The 17,922-nt window shown below is 64.1% G+C and carries 16 protein-coding genes; 5 read left to right on the forward strand and 11 right to left on the reverse strand.

The window, feature by feature from the left end; all coding sequences use genetic code 11:
• The first annotated feature begins 1 nt into the window (after window position 1).
• On the forward strand, window positions 2-1,816 hold the full coding sequence (gene mutL / locus HB676_RS32930) for a DNA mismatch repair endonuclease MutL (protein ID WP_213742684.1): 1,815 nt from the start codon (window positions 2-4) through the stop codon (window positions 1,814-1,816).
• Between the two features lie 115 nt (window positions 1,817-1,931).
• Here the strand turns inward: mutL and rsmD are convergent, their stop codons facing one another.
• Both rsmD and HB676_RS32940 read right to left on the reverse strand, forming a co-directional pair.
• On the reverse strand, window positions 1,932-2,501 hold the full coding sequence (gene rsmD, locus HB676_RS32935) for a 16S rRNA (guanine(966)-N(2))-methyltransferase RsmD (protein WP_213742685.1): 570 nt from the start codon (window positions 2,499-2,501) through the stop codon (window positions 1,932-1,934).
• 6 nt (window positions 2,502-2,507) lie between these two features.
• Entirely contained in the window at window positions 2,508-4,619 is a 2,112-nt protein-coding gene (locus tag HB676_RS32940) for a pseudouridine synthase (protein ID WP_213742686.1), read from the reverse strand.
• 147 nt (window positions 4,620-4,766) lie between these two features.
• Here HB676_RS32940 and HB676_RS32945 point away from each other — a divergent pair, with 147 nt between their 5' ends.
• Window positions 4,767-5,225 carry a nucleoside deaminase gene (locus HB676_RS32945; protein WP_213742687.1) on the forward strand — a complete coding sequence of 153 codons (459 nt, stop codon included), beginning with the start codon at window positions 4,767-4,769 and terminating at the stop codon, window positions 5,223-5,225.
• A 113-nt stretch (window positions 5,226-5,338) separates the two neighbouring features.
• Here HB676_RS32945 and HB676_RS32950 read toward each other — a convergent pair whose 3' ends face one another.
• Window positions 5,339-6,244, reverse strand: a complete 906-nt coding sequence (locus HB676_RS32950) for an alpha/beta hydrolase (RefSeq protein ID WP_213742688.1) — start codon at window positions 6,242-6,244, stop codon at window positions 5,339-5,341.
• Between the two features lie 51 nt (window positions 6,245-6,295).
• Window positions 6,296-7,579 carry a phosphoribosylamine--glycine ligase gene (gene purD / locus HB676_RS32955; protein ID WP_213742689.1) on the reverse strand — a complete coding sequence of 428 codons (1,284 nt, stop codon included), beginning with the start codon at window positions 7,577-7,579 and terminating at the stop codon, window positions 6,296-6,298.
• A 300-nt stretch (window positions 7,580-7,879) separates the two neighbouring features.
• Here purD and xseA point away from each other — a divergent pair, with 300 nt between their 5' ends.
• Window positions 7,880-9,493, forward strand: coding sequence for an exodeoxyribonuclease VII large subunit (gene xseA / locus HB676_RS32960; RefSeq protein ID WP_213742690.1), 1,614 nt, complete (start codon window positions 7,880-7,882; stop codon window positions 9,491-9,493).
• A 9-nt stretch (window positions 9,494-9,502) separates the two neighbouring features.
• Here xseA and HB676_RS32965 read toward each other — a convergent pair whose 3' ends face one another.
• Window positions 9,503-10,339 carry a dienelactone hydrolase family protein gene (locus tag HB676_RS32965; protein WP_213742699.1) on the reverse strand — a complete coding sequence of 279 codons (837 nt, stop codon included), beginning with the start codon at window positions 10,337-10,339 and terminating at the stop codon, window positions 9,503-9,505.
• A 196-nt stretch (window positions 10,340-10,535) separates the two neighbouring features.
• On the opposite strand from HB676_RS32965, the gene HB676_RS32970 reads away from it, so the two are divergent.
• Window positions 10,536-10,763, forward strand: coding sequence for a DUF2093 domain-containing protein (locus HB676_RS32970; RefSeq protein WP_213742691.1), 228 nt, complete (start codon window positions 10,536-10,538; stop codon window positions 10,761-10,763).
• Here the strand turns inward: HB676_RS32970 and lpxK are convergent.
• Genes lpxK through HB676_RS33000 form a run of 6 tightly spaced genes read right to left on the reverse strand, consistent with a single transcriptional unit; the run spans window position 10,760 to window position 16,337 of the window.
• Complete coding sequence (gene lpxK, locus HB676_RS32975) at window positions 10,760-11,788, reverse strand: tetraacyldisaccharide 4'-kinase (protein ID WP_213742692.1); 1,029 nt, start codon at window positions 11,786-11,788, stop codon at window positions 10,760-10,762. The genes HB676_RS32970 and lpxK overlap by 4 nt on opposite strands.
• Window positions 11,781-13,118 (reverse strand): 3-deoxy-D-manno-octulosonic acid transferase, encoded by a 1,338-nt coding sequence (locus HB676_RS32980; RefSeq protein WP_213742693.1) that lies wholly within the window; start codon window positions 13,116-13,118, stop codon window positions 11,781-11,783. Before HB676_RS32980 ends, lpxK begins: the two co-directional genes overlap by 8 nt.
• Window positions 13,078-13,794 (reverse strand): lysophospholipid acyltransferase family protein, encoded by a 717-nt coding sequence (locus tag HB676_RS32985; RefSeq protein ID WP_213742694.1) that lies wholly within the window; start codon window positions 13,792-13,794, stop codon window positions 13,078-13,080. The genes HB676_RS32980 and HB676_RS32985 overlap by 41 nt, the downstream gene beginning before the upstream one ends.
• Window positions 13,791-14,039: a DUF4170 domain-containing protein gene (locus tag HB676_RS32990; protein WP_213742695.1), complete on the reverse strand. Its 249-nt coding sequence runs from the start codon at window positions 14,037-14,039 to the stop codon at window positions 13,791-13,793. Before HB676_RS32990 ends, HB676_RS32985 begins: the two co-directional genes overlap by 4 nt.
• Window positions 14,040-14,098: 59 nt before the next feature.
• Window positions 14,099-14,950, reverse strand: coding sequence for a 3'(2'),5'-bisphosphate nucleotidase CysQ (locus HB676_RS32995; RefSeq protein ID WP_249780576.1), 852 nt, complete (start codon window positions 14,948-14,950; stop codon window positions 14,099-14,101).
• Window positions 14,937-16,337 (reverse strand): metallopeptidase TldD-related protein, encoded by a 1,401-nt coding sequence (locus tag HB676_RS33000; RefSeq protein ID WP_213742696.1) that lies wholly within the window; start codon window positions 16,335-16,337, stop codon window positions 14,937-14,939. Before HB676_RS33000 ends, HB676_RS32995 begins: the two co-directional genes overlap by 14 nt.
• 295 nt (window positions 16,338-16,632) lie before the next feature.
• Between HB676_RS33000 and HB676_RS33005 the strand changes: the two genes are divergently transcribed.
• Complete coding sequence (locus tag HB676_RS33005; RefSeq protein WP_213742697.1) at window positions 16,633-17,157, forward strand: DUF6101 family protein; 525 nt, start codon at window positions 16,633-16,635, stop codon at window positions 17,155-17,157.
• The last annotated feature ends 765 nt before the right edge of the window (window positions 17,158-17,922 follow it).

The following is a 17,922-nucleotide window of genomic DNA, read 5'->3' on the forward strand; positions in this document are numbered from 1 at the left end:
CATGCCCGTCCGCCAGCTTCCCGAACAGGTCGTCAACCGTATCGCCGCCGGCGAGGTGGTCGAGCGGCCGGCGAGCGTGGTCAAGGAACTGGTAGAGAACGCGATCGATGCCGGCTCGAGCCGGATCGACATTTTCACCGATGGCGGCGGGCGGCGGCGGATCGGCATTACCGACGATGGCGATGGCATGACCTCGCGCGACCTGGCGCTGGCGGTGGATCGCCATGCCACTTCCAAGCTCGACAATGAAGACCTCCTGCAGATCCGCACGCTGGGATTTCGCGGCGAGGCGCTGCCCTCGATCGGCGCGGTGGCGAAGCTCGGCATCACCACGCGCCACGCCAACGAGCCGCATGCCTGGTCGCTGTCGGTCGAAGGCGGCGAGAAATCCGCGATCATGCCAGCGGCGCTGTCCCGCGGCACCCGCGTCGAGGTCAGCGATCTGTTTTACGCGACGCCGGCGCGACTGAAATTCCTCAAGACCGATCGCACCGAAGCCGAGGCGATCCGCGAGGTGGTGCGCCGCCTCGCAATGGCGCGGCCCGATATCGCCTTCACGCTGGCCGGCGAGGAGCGCGCGCCGGTGACCTGGGCCGCGGCCTTGCCCGGCGCTGCCGGCCGGCTGACGCGGCTCGGCGATATATTGGGTGCGGATTTTCGCGCCAGCGCGATCGAAGTGCGCGCCGAACGCGACGGCGTCGTGGTCGAAGGCTTTGCCGCCGCACCCTCTCTCACGCGCGCCAACGCGCTCGGGCAATATCTGTTCGTCAATGGCCGGCCGGTACGCGACAAGCTGATTTTGGGCGCAGTACGCGCGGCCTATTCCGATTATCTGCCGCGCGACCGCCATCCCGTGGTCGCGCTGTTCGTGACATCCGATCCTCAGGAGGTCGATGCCAATGTGCATCCGGCCAAGACCGAAGTGCGGTTCCGCAATGCCGGTCTGGTCCGAGCGCTGATCGTCCATGCGCTCAAGGAAGGTCTCGCCCGCGAAGGCAAGCGCACCGCAGCCAACAGCGATGGCGCCGCTCTCGCTTCGTTCCGCCCCTCCTTTGCGCCTGCGCCCCGCACCAGTTGGGATTGGCGCCGCTCGCCGGCACTTCCGGTCGGACCGATGTCGGCGTTCGAGAGCGCCGCCGCATCGGCCTTTGCCGAGCCGGGACAGGCCGCGTTCGACGTCGGCACCCCCACCGCGGATGTGCGTTTCGAGGCCGCGCCATCGCCCGACCTGCTCGATCGCCCGCTCGGCGCGGCGCGAACGCAGATCCACGAGACCTATATCGTGTCGCAGACCCGCGACGGCCTCGTGGTGGTGGATCAGCACGCCGCGCATGAGCGCATCGTCTATGAAAAACTGAAGGCCTCGCTGGCGAAAAACGGCGTGCAGCGGCAGATCCTGCTGATCCCCGATATCGTCGAGCTCGACGAGGCTACGGTCGAACGACTGGTCGCGCGGGCCGACGAACTCGCATCATTTGGGTTGGCGATCGAATCCTTCGGACCAGGCGCGGTCGCGGTGCGCGAAACGCCATCACTGCTCGGCAAGACCGACGCCGGATCGCTGCTGCGTGACCTCGCCGAACACATGGCCGAATGGGACGAAGCGTTGCCGCTGGAGCGGCGCCTGATGCACGTCGCGGCCACCATGGCCTGCCACGGCTCGGTGCGCGCGGGGCGAAGGCTCAAGCCGGAAGAAATGAACGCACTGTTGCGCGAGATGGAAGACACCCCGAATTCCGGGCAATGCAACCACGGCCGGCCGACTTATGTCGAGTTGAAGCTCGCGGATATCGAGCGGCTGTTCGGGCGAAGGTAGAGTTCAGCGATCTCCGCCCTCATCCTGAGGAGCGCGCTCTTGCGCGCGTCTCGAAGGATGGCCGCGAGTCCGCCTGTGCATCCATCCTTCGAGACGCGACCCTTCGGGCCGCTCCTCAGGATGAGGCCGATGATGTGGCTCGCAAAAACACAAACTCCGTATCGTCATACGCCCGCCGCTCCAACTCCTCGAAACCCTCCGGCGGCGCGAAGGCCGCAGCCTTGGCTTCCTCGACCACCAACAGCGCGCCCGGCGTCAGCCAGCCGCCATCGCGCAACGAGGCCAGCGCCGTGTCAGCCAATTTTTTCGAGTAGGGCGGATCGAGGAACACCAGCGAGAACGACTCCATCGGATGAGCCGGGCCGAGATCAGTGGCATCGCGCCGATAGACTTTGGTCACGCCGCCAAGCCCGAGCGATTCAACATTGTTGCGCATCAAAGCGCGCGCCTCGGCGCCATTGTCGACGAACAGCGCGAATTTTGCCCCGCGCGAAATCGCCTCGATGCCGAGTGCGCCGGTGCCGGCAAACAAATCGAGCACCCGCGCATCCGCAATCGGATCGTCATAGGCATGGATCAGGATATTAAATAACGACTCCCGCAACCGGTCCGCGGTGGGCCGGATGTCGCGCGAGGACGGCGACGCCAGATTGCGGCCCTTCAATCGACCACCGACGACACGCATCGAACCCTACTCGTCCCGCGGCTTCAGATCGCGCTTGCCGTGATAGCCGCGCTGCGGACGCCGGGGCGGGCCGAAACCGTTGGCCTCGGCCTCGTTGCGCGCCCGCGCTTCCTCGCTGCCGGTACGCTGCACCAGCACGCGGCGGCCTTTTCGGTCGGCAATAAGGGCGCTCTTGCCAGCCGGCTTGAACGGCTTCTTGCCGCGTGGCGCATCAGCCTCTTCGCCCTCGGCTTCCGGATGTGGCTCGCCCTGCATCGGCCGGGTGAAATCCGCGCCCGCCAAGGCCGCGATTTTCTCGCCGAGCTGCTCGCGCAGCACGCGGGTCTTGACCTCTTCGACCTGCCCTTCCTCGAGTTCGGCCAATTGGAACGGACCGTAGGAGATCCGGATCAGCCGGTTCACCTCAAGCCCAAGATGCGCCATCACGTTGCGAACTTCGCGGTTCTTGCCTTCGCGGATCGCAAACACCAGCCAGACATTGGCGCCCTGATCGCGCTCCAGCGTCGCATCGATCGGGCCGTATTTGACGCCGTCGACCTCGACGCCCTTTTTCAATTCATCGAGCTGCGCCTGCGTGACTTCGCCATGGGCGCGAACGCGATAGCGCCGCAGCCAGCCGGTATCCGGCAGTTCGAGCGCGCGCGCCAGCCCGCCATCATTGGTCAACAGCAGCAGGCCTTCGGTGTTGAAATCGAGCCGGCCGATGCTGATCAGCCGCGGCAGGCCTTCCGGCAGATTGTCGAACACCGTCGGCCGCCCCTCGGGGTCGGCATGGGTGGTCATCAATCCGCGCGGCTTGTGGAACAAAAATAGCCGGGTGCGCTCGCGCGGCGGCAACGGTTTGCCATCAACCGAGATGACATCGTTGGCGGTGACATCGAGCGCCGGCGAATTGATCACCCGGCCGTTGACGGTGACGCGCCCCTGCACGATCCATTCCTCGGCGTCGCGGCGCGAGGCCAGTCCGGCCCGCGACACCACCTTGGCGATCCGCTCGCCGGATTTCTTTTCGCGCGGCGGACGCGGTGCACGTTTCTCGAAATCGGGCTTGCGCTCGCGATATTCGCCGCGGCCGCCGAATGCCGGACGCTTGGCGAACACCTTGCTGTCGTCTTCATTGTCACGCCGAGGCCGGTCGTCCCGGTCGGATGAGCGCGCGTCGCTGCGCGGATGCTCCTGCCAGGAATTGCGAGCCTCACGAGGCCGCTCGAATTTCGGACGGTCCCTGCGATCCTCGCGCGGACGATCGAACTTCGGACGTTCCCGGAACGGCCGGTCGCCCTGCGGACGATCCTCGCGCGAACGGGAAAAGCGGGGACGCTCGTCGCCACCACGGTCCTCCCGAGGCTTATCGAAATTCCTTGCGCCGTCGCGGGAGGGGCGGGAATTACGGCCGGCGTGATCGGGCGAAGACGCATCGCGTTTTTGCCACGGCTTTGACTCGCCGCGGTCGGGACGATCACCAAAATCCTTACGCGGGCCTCTGTCGGGAGCGCCGCGCGAAAATTTCTTGTCGCCACCGAATTTTCGCTCAGGCCGATCGCCACGGGGACGGTCGTTATCGCGCGGCGGCCGCGCGCTGTACGGGCGATCTCCGGACGGCCGATCCCGCTGCGGCCGGTCGCCATCTTTGCGAAAACCTTCGCCGCGCGGTGTGTAGGGCCGCTTCTCGCCGCCCCCATCCCGCGATGCGTAGGGTTTCTTGTCGCCGAATTTGCGGTCGGAGAAACGCGCGGCGGGCCGCGCATCGCCGCGGTCAGAACGCGGCGCGCGGTCGTCGCGGTTATAGTTCGGGCGATCGCCACGCGGCGTATAGGGGCGCTTTTCGCTATCGCCACGCGCCGGTCGGTCATCGCGGTTGAAGCGCGGCGGCGCGCCGTCACGTTTGCCGGCGTAGGGTTTGCCGGCGCCCGCATAAGGCTTCTTGCCATAGGATTTGGCCCCGTCAGGCTTGCCGGCATAGGGGCGCCGTTCGCCGTCACCCTCGCTTTTGCCGGCAAAGCCGCGCTTGGCGAATTTCTTCTCAGGCCCGCGGGCGGCGCCGGAGCGGCCCTTGCTACCGGAGGGGCGATCACGCCGGCCGCGGGAATCGTTGTTTTTGTCGTTATCGCGGGGCATGAATGGTCTCACGTATGAAATGGCGATCAGGCGGATATGGATGGGTTGTCATAGCGAGAACGCCCGCGCGCTTGGCTCAAGGCGCATTCTCACGCAAAACCGGCATCCACTTTTGCTGAAGCTGCATCTAGTAGCAGGTATTTTCCGATGATACGAGGCATGACCGCACCATCTTTCATGGATTTAGCGCTGAAAACGGCCGAAAACGCCGGAAAATCGGGCGAAGTACCAATCGGATGCGTCATTGTGCGCAATTATGAGCTCATCGCCACGGCCGCCAACCGCACCCTGACCGACCGCGACCCGACCGCCCATGCCGAAATACTGGCGATCCGGCAGGCCGCCGAAACCATCGGCACCGAGCGGCTGGTCGATTGCGATCTCTACGTCACCTTGGAACCGTGCACGATGTGCGCGGCTGCGATCTCGTTTGCGCGGATCAGGCGGCTGTATTACGGCGCGGCCGACCCCAAGGGCGGCGCCGTGGAATCCGGCGTGCGGTTCTTCGCCTCGCCGACCTGCCATCACGTGCCTGAGGTTTATTCGGCCGTGGGCGAGAGCGAAGCGGCGACGCTGCTGCGGGAGTTTTTCAAGGCCCGACGGTGAGGCGGCTGCCCTCCACCGTCATTGCGAGCGAAGCGAAGCAATCCATGGAGCAGCAAAATGGATTGCTTCGTCGCAGCGCTCCTCGCAATGACGGGAGATCCTGTAATGGCCCCTCACCCTGCCGTAAAAAATTCCTTCAGCGCTTTCGCCGTAACATCCGGATTTTCCTCGGTCAGGAAATGACCGGAATCGACCGGCCCGCCGGAAATATTGGTCGCCCATGTTTTCCAGGTATCCAGCGGCGTCGCCGCGGCGCGCGCGATGCCGACTTCGCCCCACAGCGCCAGCATCGGGATCGTGATCTTTTTGCCGGCGTCGTGATCGTTCTTGTCGATGTCGAAGTCCGCGGTGGCGCCGGCGCGATAATCCTCGCACATCGCGTGCACCCGTGAGGGATCGCGAAACGCCGCGAGATAATGCTCGAGCGCGCGCGGATCGATCGCGTCGAGATTCTTCGATTTGGTCTGGCTCGCCATTTTCTGCTTGAGGAAAAAATCCGGACTGCCGCCGATCAAGGTTTCCGGCAGCGGATAAGGCTGCGCCAGAAACGTCCAGTGATAGATCTTCATGGCGTAGCGCCAATCCATCTTCATCCAGTAGTCATAGGTCGGCAGGATATCGAGCACCGCCAGCCGCGACAGCCGGCCGGGATGATCGAGCGCCAGACGGTAGGCGACCCGGCCGCCGCGGTCATGCCCGGCGAGTGCGAAGTGCACATGCCCGAGTTGTTCCATCGCCTCGATGATGGCCCGCGCCATCGCACGCTTGGTGTAGGGCGTGTGAGCGTCATCGCTGCGCGGCATATCCGACCAGCCATAGCCCGGCAGGTCCGCGATGATCAGCGTGAACTTATCGCTGAGCTGCGGCGCGACGCGGTGCCACATCACGTGAGTTTCGGAAAAGCCATGCAGCAGCAACAGCGGCGGCCCCTTGCCGCCGACCCGCGCAAAAATGCGCCCGGACGAGGTGTTGATCCATTCGGACGCGTAGCCGGGAAACAGGTCGGCGAGATCGGACATCAGGATTTCCTTGCATGACAGAGCGAAGCGCCGCCCCGGAATAACAAAACCCTACCCGCCGGCCTTTTCCCGCGCCACCGCTTGCCAGCCGATGTCGCGGCGGCAGAAGCCGTCGGGCCATTTGATGCGATCGACCGCCTGGTAAGCGCGCTGTTGCGCCTCGGTGACGGTTTTTCCCGTCGCGCAGACGTTCAGCACCCGCCCGCCATTGGCCAGAATTTTACCGCCTTCAGCCCTGGTGCCGGCATGGAATATCTCGACGCCTTCAACATCAGCGGCGTCATCGAGACCTTCGATCACGGAGCCTTTGCCATAGTCGCCGGGATAGCCTTTGGTGGCCATGATCACCGTCAGCGCGACGTCGTCGAACCAGCGCAGGCTGAAATTCTTCAACTGCCCATCCGCACTGGCGATCAGCGCCGGCACGATGTCGGACATCATCCGCAGCATCAGCACCTGGCATTCCGGATCGCCGAAGCGGGCATTGTATTCGACCAGCTTCGGGCCATCCTTGGTCACCATCACGCCGGCATAGAGCACGCCCTTGTAGGGCGATCCCATCGCCTTCAAAGCGCGCAGTGTCGGCTTGACCATCTCTTCCATGATACGCGTACACAGCGCTTCGGTCAGGACCGGGGCGGGTGAATAAGCGCCCATGCCGCCGGTATTCGGCCCCTTGTCGCCGTCGAAGGCGCGCTTGTGGTCCTGCGCGGTCGCGAGCGGCAGCGCATGTTCGCCGTCGCACAGCGCAAAGAACGAAGCCTCTTCGCCCTGCATGAATTCCTCGACGACGACCTCGGCGCCGGCCGCACCGAAACCACCGCCGAACATCATGTCGACCGCGGCGAGCGCCTCCTCGAGGTTCATCGCGACGACGACACCTTTGCCCGCCGCAAGCCCATCGGCCTTGACCACGATCGGCGCGCCCTGCTGGCGGATATAGGTTTTCGCCGCTTCGGCATCCTTGAAGTGGCCGAACGCTGCGGTCGGTATCTGGTTCGCCTTGCACAGTTCCTTGGTGAAGATTTTCGAACTCTCGAGCTGTCCCGCAGCCCGGGTCGGTCCAAACGCCTTGAAGCCGGCGGCATTGAGATCGTCGACGATCCCGGCCGCGATCGGCGCATCCGGCCCGACCACGACAAAATCGACCGCGTTGCTGCGGCAAAATTCGATCACGGCGGTATGGTCAGTAATATCGAGCGCTACGCATTCGGCCTCGCGTGCGATGCCGGCGTTGCCCGGCGCGCACCAGAGTTTTGTCACCAGCGGGGATGCCGCGATCTTCCACGCCAGGGCATGTTCGCGGCCGCCTGAACCGAGCAGAAGAATACGCATGAGATGCAGCCAGAGTGAGGTGGGCGGTTCGAGTCGGTCGCACGAGTCCGCCCTCCCCTGCAAGAGCGGATTGCCAACCACCGTCGTTCCGGACGGTGTGCCATGCGCACCGATCCGGAATCCATATTTATGGGAGGGGCATGATTTATGGGAGGGGCATGGCGGCTCTAAGTATGCCGAGTTCCAGCAGATAACTCTGTGATATAGAGGACAAGCGCTGATTTGCGGTGATGATCGAAATCCCTACATTATGCGCAATTCAGCAGCCCGATTCGTAAACGTCCGACTTGATTGACTGAGATGCCCGCAGCCGAAGCCCTGATCAACGCGCCGGAATTCACGGTGTCCGAACTGTCGTCCGCGCTGAAACGGACGGTGGAGGATGCCTATGGCCACGTCCGGGTGCGCGGCGAAATCACCGGTTTTCGCGGGCCTCACTCCTCCGGGCATTGCTATTTCGCGCTCAAGGACGAGAGCGCCAAGATCGAGGCGGTGATCTGGAAGGGCGTCCACGGCCGGATGCGGTTCAAGCCGCAGGAAGGCCTCGAGGTCATCGCGACCGGCAAGCTCACGACCTATCCCGGCTCGTCGAAATACCAGATCGTCATTGAAGCGATCGAGCCCGCGGGCATCGGCGCGCTGATGGCGCTGATGGAGGAACGCAAGCGCAAGCTCGCCGCCGAGGGCCTGTTCGACGAGGCGCGCAAGCAACTATTGCCCTGGCTGCCGGAGGTGATCGGCGTCGTCACTTCGCCGACGGGTGCCGTGATCCGCGACATCCTGCACCGGTTAGAGGACCGCTTTCCGCGCCGCGTGCTGGTGTGGCCGGTGCGGGTGCAGGGCGAAGGCTCGGCGGAACAGATCGCCGCTGCGATCCGCGGCTTCAACGCGCTGCCGGAAGGCGGCAAGATTCCGCGGCCGGATCTTCTGATCGTGGCGCGCGGCGGCGGTTCGCTCGAAGATTTGTGGTCGTTCAACGAGGAGATTGTGGTCCGCGCCGCGGCCGAGAGCATGATCCCGCTGATTTCAGCGGTCGGGCACGAGACCGACATTACGCTGATCGATTTCGCCGCCGACAAGCGTGCGCCGACGCCGACCGCCGCCGCCGAAATGGCGGTCCCGGTGCGCAGCGAACTGCTCGTCGAAGTCGCGGGTCTCGCACGCCGCACAATGGTGTGCTGGGCGCGCGGACAGGAAGCCCGCCGCAACGAGTTGCGCGCCGCTGCGCGCGCGTTGCCCGGACTCAGCGAACTCTTAGGCATACCGCGGCAGCGGCTGGATAGTACTTCGAGCGCACTGCCCCGCGGCCTCAAGGCCAATACCCACGCCCATTTCCGCCGCTTCGCGGGCACCAGCGCGCGGCTGACCATGCGGGTGCTGCACGGACAACTCGCACAGGCCAGCCACCGGTTGACCGTTTCCGGCGAGCGGATGCGAAACTCCGCGCGATCGCTGCTGCAACAGCGCCGCGATCGCTTTGCCGGGCTGCAGGTCAGGCTGAAGGCTTCCAAACTCTCCAACGCACAGGCGCAGCGCAATGCGATTGCGCGCGACCGGGAGCGCACATTGCGATTGGCCGAGCGGGCGCGGCGCGCGCTTGGATTTGCGATGCAACGGCTTGAGGCGCGTGTCGCCCATAGCGGTCAGTTGCTGGGGGCGCTGTCCTATCGCGGTGTTCTGGCGCGAGGTTTTGCTTTGGTGCGCGATGAACAGGGTCTCCCGCTGCATGCGGCCGCGGCCGTAGGCCCCGGCGCGCGGCTTAATCTGGAATTCGCCGATGGACGAATAGGCGCAACCGCCGATGCGGATCGGCCGGCGGCCATACCAACACCGGCCAAGCCTGCTGCCAGCGAGCCGAAGGCCGCAGCGCCCAAGCGCATCGTCAAGCCGATCGAGCAGGGCAGCCTGTTTTAACGATCGCGCTTACCGCGCCAGCCATTCGGCGACGAGCTTTTGCGAATCCGCGAGCGCCTCGGGATTGCTGCCGAGATGGCCGCGTTCCGGCAATGCGGCATCGGATGTGCCGGCCAGCGCGTGCAGCGGAAAATTGACGCGGTCGAAATCATGATAGGCGCCGGGATAGACCACGATCCGCGTCAGCGCGCTACGCCCGCGCGCGCCGTCGATCATCTGATGGCAGGCGGCCGGTGAACTGACGTCGTCCTTTGCGCCAATCAGGAGCAACGTCGGAACGCGCGTGCTCCATCCCAACCCCGATGAAATGCGGCAGTCCGGATAGAATGCAATCGCCGAGCGGAAGTCCGGCTCGGACCCGCGCGAGGATAATTGCGGACGCACCGCCCACAACAGCGCGCTGGCGCCGTTCGCCCAGCCGACCAGGCTGATGCGGTCATGCGCGGCCCAGGGCTGCTGCATCAGCCATTGCCTGGAAGCCACGATATCCGCCACCCGTTCGCGCCGGGCATGGATCCGCTGCTCGCCAACCCGGCATTGCGGACCGAGTTCACGCGAACCGTAACTGTCCGGCAGCAGGACGGCATTGCCGTCCTTGAGCAACTGCTCGGCCCAGTCGCGATAGCGCGGCAGGATCGGTTCGGAGTGGCCCGACAGCCCGCCGCATGCATGCAGCGCGATCACGGTCGGAAACGGCCCGTTGCCGTCGGGCTTGTAAAGCTGGGCGCGCAATGTCCCGGCCCCGAGGGGAATGTCGACCTGATGCGGGGCGGGCAAGGGTGCCGCCCCTGCCGCTCCGGCCATGGCAAGCAGTGTCAGGAATGCAATTGCTGACAGAAGGCGCATCGCGTTTACCGGGCCGTTATGGCGCTGGAACAGCAGCGATCCATGAAATGAAAAGGCTAGCATGCGGTCCCGATGCAATTCATCACAAATCGGTGGGTTTGACGGGCGGACACCGTGACCTATTTATGCTAGATTACATTTCAGAAACGTTGCCGGCCGCGTCGCCGGGAACCGAACCGATCGGAGATATCTACCCGTGTTGAATAAATTCGGCCCCTCGGGCCATGGCGAAGCGCAGTTGCAATATCTCGATGGCGATTTCCGCGTGATCTCGCCGGGGACCTATGTGCGTTGCGCGGTGACCGATGTGCGTATCCCGCTCGACGAGCTGAAATACTGGAGCGTCGATCTGCAGGAAGCCTATGCCGTCCCGACCGCGGTGCTGGAACGGCATTTTCCGGGCGCGCTGAAGACGCAAGGTTAGTCGCGCGCGCGGAATTTTTTCTCACGCGCCTTGAATAGCTGCTCGGTCACAAACTTCCGCAACGTCACGGCGTCGTCGAATTCGAGCGTCACCGCAAACGGCAGGATCACCTGCGCCTGATCCGGTAGCCCGCCGCGACCGCGCAATCGCGCGAGATCCTTTTCTGTGGTGACCAGCATCAGCCCATTGCGCTCGGCTTCCCTGGCCAGCGCCTCGATCTCATTTTCCGAAAAGGGATGATGATCGGCGAACACATGCTCGCGAACGACCCCGATGCCGTTTGCGCGCAGCGTCCTGAAAAATCGCGCGGGATCGCCGATCCCGGCAAATGCCAGCACCGGCTTGCCGCGCAGCACCGCGACTGACGCCTCATCGGCCCTGACCTGCGCCTTCAATACCGGCTTGCCCCGCGCCGCGACCAAAGCCGCGACCGCTTCCGCTGCAGATCCATCGCCGATCACGATCAATGCATCGGTGCGATCCAGTTGCGGCGGCAGCGGTGCCCGCAACGGACCCGCGGGAAATACGCAGCCATTGCCGAGGCCGCGGCCGCCATCGATCACGATCAATGATGCGTCCTTGGCGATCGCCGGATTCTGGAAGCCGTCATCCATCAGGATCACGCTGGCATTTTGCGAGCGCGCCAGCGCCACGCCCTCAATACGATCGCGCGCGACCACCACCGTGACCGTCCGCGCCAGCATCAAGGGCTCGTCGCCGACGTCCGCGGCGACATGCCGCTCGGGATCGACCTTGACCGGCCCACGCAATTGCCCGCCATAGCCGCGGCTCAGCACCACCGGCGTCTCGCCGAGTTCGCGCAACAGTTTTACCAAAGCCAGAACGGTCGGGGTCTTGCCGGCGCCGCCGACATGATAATTGCCGACACACAGCACGGGTATGCCAGCATCGAAGCCTTCACGCTGCAACAGGTGGCCGGCGATCACGCCATAGACGGCGCCGAGTGGCATCAGAAGTCGCGACATCCATGATGAGGGCCGGTACCAAAAGGCCGGCTCACGCATTGGATGCCCCCATCTCGAGCCGCAATTGCAGCAGATAGGGTTCGAGCGCGGCCATCGTGCGGTCGAGCGCGCCGCCGAGTTGTTCGACCACCCGCTCGGCAGCCGAAACCGACGCCTCGCGCGCCGCCGGATTAGCCAGCAACTGGCCGAGTTGCTTCACCAGCGCCTCTTCGGTGTCGGCCTGCCTGGCGCCGCCGGCACCATCGAGCGCCTCATAGACATCGGTGAAATTGAAAACATGCGGCCCGTGAACGATCGACGCGCCGAGCTTGACCGCCTCGATCGGGTTTTGCCCGCCATGCGGCACCAGCGAGCCGCCCATGAACACGATCGGCGCCAGCCGGTAGAACAACCCCAATTCGCCCATGGTGTCGGCAACATAGATATCGGTGGTCGCGGTCGGCAATTCCTCGTGCGAACGCAAGGCTACATGCAGGCCCGTTGCCCCGATGCTGCGCGCGATCGCTTCGCCGCGATCGGGGTGCCGCGGCACGATCACGCTCAGCAGCGACGGAAAGAATCCCGACAGGGTACGATGCACGGCGAGCAGGATGTCTTCTTCGCCGGGATGGGTCGATGCCGCGACGATGACCGGGCGGCCACGCGTCACCGACATCAGCCGTTCCAGCTTGGCGGCATCGGCCGGCGGTGCGGGCACATCCAGCTTCAGATTGCCCGTGGTCACGACGTTGCGGCTACCCAATGCAGCGAAGCGCTCGGCATCGACCTGCGACTGGGCGAGACAGACCTCGAACCGGCCAAGCAGCGCCGAGATCGTGCCAGAGACCCGGCGCCAGCGCGGAAACGAGCGATGCGACATTCGGCCATTGATCAGCACCATCGGCAGGCGCCGCGCCGCGCTCGACAGGATCAGATTGGGCCACAGATCGGATTCGATGAACAGCGCAAGGCTCGGCTGCCAATGATCGAGAAAGCGCGCGACATAGCGCGGTGAATCATAAGGCACATATTGATGGATGATATCGGCGGGAAACCGCTTGGCGACGATCGCCGCCGAGGTCACCGTCCCCGAGGTCAGGAGAATGCGAAGGTTAAAGGCGCGCAGCCTCTCGATCAGCGCGGCGGCAGCCAATACTTCGCCGACGCTCGCGCCGTGAATCCACACCAGCGGTCCATGCGGCCGGACGTCCCGGCTCACGCCACGGCGCTCGCCGACCCGCGCCGGATCCTCCTTGCCCTGTTTGAGACGCCGCTTGATCAACGCCGGCGCCAGCGGCATCGCCGCGGCGGACAGCCTGCGGTAGACGCGCAGGGTCATTGGCAATGAACTAGCCATGACCCGCCTCTTCCGGACGGCCGATCTGCGCATAGGCCCGACGGGTCGCGTCGTTCAAAGTCGCTTCCAGTTGCGCGCGCAATTCTTCCATCGTCTCGGCGCCGGCGTCCGGTGGAACCATGATAATGTCGCCTCCCACCAGTGCCCCCCGTCCGAACGGCAGATTGATCGTGGTGCGGTCCCAGTTTTTCAGGCGCATGAAGCGGCTGGTCGCCATCGCGAACGGCATGATCGGCCGCCCGGACTCCCGCGCCAGCATGATGATGCCAAGGCCGGCGATGCGCGAGCGCTTCGGCACATCGGCGGTCAGCGCGACATTATAATTTTCATCGAGCGCACGCACCATTTCTTTGAATGCACCGACGCCACCTTTGCGGTGAAACGCCGCGCCATGATCGCCCGAACCGCGGATGGTGCCGATCCCGAGCCGCTCCGCCGCGAGCGCATTGAACTCGCCGTCGCGATGCCGCGAGATCAGCACCTTGGCGCGATGGGTCGGCTTAGTTTTGATGAACGGCGTCATGAAGTGCTGGCCATGCCAGAACGCGAAAATCGCCGGCATCTGCGGTTCGACGATGTCATAGACATTGGGCGGGTCGAAGCTGAACCTGTTGGTCAGCCAGACCAGCCGCAGAAACTCGGCCGCAAGGAACCCCACCGCGCGCTGCACCCAGCTGCCGCGCAGCACATTACGAAATAAATGTTTCAACTGGCAGGCTTCGCGTCTTGACCCGGATCGAGCAGCCGGTGGAGGTGGACGATGAAATAGCGCATATGGGCGTTATCCACCGTCTGTTGCGCCTTGGCCTTCCAGGCGGCATGGGCGGTCGCATAATTCGGAAACACGCCGACGATTTCCACCTGATTGAGATCCTTGAACGTGATGTGCTCGAGATCAATCAGTTCGCCCCCGATGACGAGGTGGAGCAACTGCTGCGGGGCACTATCTGACATGGTCTCTTTTCCTCATGCGTCGCCTGGCGAACAAGACTCCCGGCGCGCAGGGCGCGCGTTCAGGGCAACGGGCTTTTCCGAAAATGCTCGACAATGCCTGCATGACGATCGCGCCCCGCTGCCACCAGCACCCCGTGCGTCACTTCCCGGCGATTGTAGAGGATAGCCTCCCCGGAAAGCGCGGTCATGTTACCATTCGCTTCCTGCACGATCAAATTGGCCGCGGCAAGGTCCCAGTCGCGACTTTGGCCCCCGGCAAAAGCCGCATCCAGCCTGCCCTGCGCGACCCGGCACAGCCGCAGCGCCAGCGATCCGATTCGCGGATGCAAGGTAATTTCGTCGGCTGGCCGCCCGCTCAGCCGTTCAACCAGCGGTTTCGGACCGGCCATCCGCGAAAAATCCAGCCCGGTGCCAGCGGTCGCGTGAACCGGCGCGTCATTGAGCAAGGCGCCCTGCCCGCGCATGGCGAAGAAAAATTCGTCGCTGGCCGGCGCGAACACCGCAGCCAGCACCGGCTGCGCATCCTCGACCAGCGCAACGCTGACGCACCAGTCTTCGCGGCCGGCCAGATAACCGCGGGTGCCGTCGATCGGATCGACAATCCAGACCAATTGCTTGCCAAGCCGCGCGTCATCGTCGGCGCTTTCCTCCGACAGCCAGCCATAATCCGGCGTAGCGGATCGCAGCCGGCGCTCGATCAGGTCGTTGACCCTGATGTCGGCTTCGGACACCGGTGACGAGGCGCCCTTGGTCCAGCTTTTCAGTTCGGTGCGGAATAATGACAACCCGAGCGCGCCGGCTTCGCGCACCGTATCCGTCAGCAGCGCGGCGTCGCGCGCCAAACCCTCACGCGGGAGAACTTCACGCGTCAGAATTTTGTCATGCATCCGGCCGGAGCTAGCGTCCGCCAAGCGTCAATCCCTCGATGCGCAACGTCGGCGCATTGACGCCGTACCGAAACACCAGATCGTTGGCCGGCACCATCGACTTGAAGATTTCAAAGAGATGTCCGGCGATAGTGACCTCGCTCACCGCATAGGTGAGTTCGCCGTTCTCGATCCAGAAGCCCGAGGCGCCACGGCTGTAATCGCCGGTGACGCCGTTGACGCCGGAGCCGATCAAATCAGTAACGTAGAATCCTTGCTTGATATCGGACATCAGTTCGGCCGGGGTGGGCTCGCCGGCTTCGAGATGAAGATTGTAAGAGCCCGGCGACGGTGACGAGGACACGCCGCGATGGGCGTGGCCGGTCGTGGTCAATCCCAATTCGCGCGCGGTCGCACAATCCAATAGCCACGATGTCAGCACGCCCTCATCGACCAGCGCGAGCTTCTTGACCTTGACGCCCTCGGCATCGAACGACTGCGAACGCAATCCGCGCACCCGCAGCGGATCGTCGATGATGCGGATATTCTTCGAAAATAATTGCTGCCCGAGACGATCCTTCAGGAAGCTGGTCTTGCGCGCGATCGACGCGCCATTGATGGCGCCGACGAGATGACCGACGATCGAACCCGATACGCGGGGATCGAACACGACCGGCACCTTGCAGGTCTCGACCTTGCGCGGATTGGCGCGCGCCACCGTGCGTTCGCCCGCGGTGCGGCCGACGCTTTCGGGCGAGGCCAGATCAGAGGCATGCGGCGCCGAGGTGAAGTCATAGTCGCGCTCCATGCCGGTACCGTCGCCCGATATCGCGGTCATCGAGATACCCTGGCTCGAACGCAGGTAAGAGCCCTGGAAACCGGTCGAGGTCACCAGCACCATGCCGCCGATGCCGGCCGAGGCCGATGCGCCGCCCGACTTGGTCACGCCCTTGACTGCGAGCCCGGCCGCTTCGGCTTCACAGGCGCGGCGTTCAAGCTCCGAGGTCGACGGCACCACGGGGTCGAGCAGATCGAGCTCGGGGAAATCGCGCGCCAGCAATGAGGGATCGGCGAGACCGACATATTTGTCATCGGGCGCCACCCGCGCCATCGCGACGGCGCGCTCGGCAAGCCTGGCGATACCATCGCCGCTGACGTCGTTGGTCGAGACCACCGCCTGGCGTTGCCCGACTAATACGCGCAGCCCGACATCATCACCTTCCGAACGCTCGGATTCCTCAACACGCCCGTCGCGTACTTCGACACCTTGGGAAACACCGCGCACCGCGACCGCGTCGGCGGCATCCGCACCTGCGCGCCGGGCCGCCTCGACAAGGCGTTGCGCCAGCGTGCTCAGAGCGGATTGATCGAATAAATCGGAAGTGGCGCTTTTTGCCGGAAGCGGCGATGCCGCGGATGGTGAAGAGATCACGAACAAAACCTCAAGGATTCAAGCAGGATTGGAACGGGTCGCAAGCGGCGCGGCGGAAAATCTCCAGACATATGAGATGTGCCTGATTCACAGGGATTTCAAGCATTTTCAGCGGCCGAAAACCAAAGATTTTCCGGGTTGTCGCAACGACTCGTCAATCATGTAGGCCAAGGTCTTGTCAATCATGAGGGCTGATGACGCCTGGTTAACCAGCCTTTTTAAGCTAATCCGGACGGGGCTCCGCTAAGGTCTCACCCATCGACCGGGAACATAATCCTGGCGGGGAGATAAAGCCGTGAGGCGTCAAACAGCAACAAGCGGGTTCAATCCCGCCGGGTCGAGCCGCGCCTTGCGGCTCGACCCTCTCTCTCTGCCCGTCAGCTTCGACGCGCATGATGCGCGCGCCGATGGCGGCGTGCGCAAAATCGAACTTCACCGCGAACGCGTCATCCTGCATCGCGCCGTCCGCGGCATGCGGATGGCGATCAACGTTCACGTCCGCGATTTTCTCGGCGTCGCCTTGCGCGGCATCGACGACGCGCAGATGCTGGTTCTGGTTCATCGCGATCCATCCTTGAGCATTCCGCTGGGCGCAAGTTCCGACCGCGAGGAAATCGCGGCGGCCTGGCAGATGTGGAGCGAAATCTTCGCGCTTCCGCAATTGCCGGAAGACAAGCGCTGCGAGCCGGCCACACGCCGGCGGCGGCACAATGCGATCCGCGCCCGCCGTCCGAAATTCCTGGTGCGCCGTCGTGGCGGCGATCTGCTCAATCCGGCGAATATCCATCAGGGCGAACGCGAGATCATCGCGCGGAATTGAACTTGCAGATCCTGTAGGACGGGCAAAGGCGCGCTTGCGCCGTGCCCACCAGATAATGGCCGAGGTGGGCACGCTTCGCTTTGCCTACCCTACGCGCCCCGGCACCTAATCCGTCATTGCGAGCGAAGCGAAGCAATCCATCGCACAGCAAGCAAGGAAGTGTGGATTGCTTCGTCGCTTCGCTCCTCGCAATGACGACAGACACATCTTCGCATTCCCGCGGCGCGTTTCGCCCGAGTTATGCCTGTAGCTCCCTCCTCTTCAGAGGGTGCAGGGAATGCCGGGCGACCGATGCGCCCGCCGCCGCATGTGCGAAGGTCGTAAGTAAGAGGCACACGCGTTAGTCAGGTCGCACCGGAAACACCCGGCATTCCCCGCGCGATGGTTTACGACTTATTTCGTGCTCTCCCCGGTGATCGGGCTCTTTTGCCACCGTCGCCTCGCGGTATCAGCGTGTCGGACCCGAAGGGTCGACATCGCCTTCCGCGAGACTTGACGCCAGCGTCGAGGCGTCAGGACCACACGACTTCGCCGTCCGCGCCAAGTGCCCTCGTCAGAAGCACCCTCCGCGTCCACCGCATCCCGCCCCGCGTCCGTGACGATCGCGAACCGCCCCTCATGTGGGACGAGACGGCCGAGAACATATCAATGATTTGCGATTTCTGAAAATCAGAATATTTTTCACGAGGGGGCTGGACAGGCGTTCAGCGCAAAGCGACGTGATTTGCCCGTCGGGTAGATTCCTCGCCCTGAACCGAGCTCCGA

Origin of the sequence: Bradyrhizobium sp. dw_411, from assembly GCF_018449695.1 — a bacterium.
Taxonomy (GTDB): domain Bacteria; phylum Pseudomonadota; class Alphaproteobacteria; order Rhizobiales; family Xanthobacteraceae; genus Bradyrhizobium.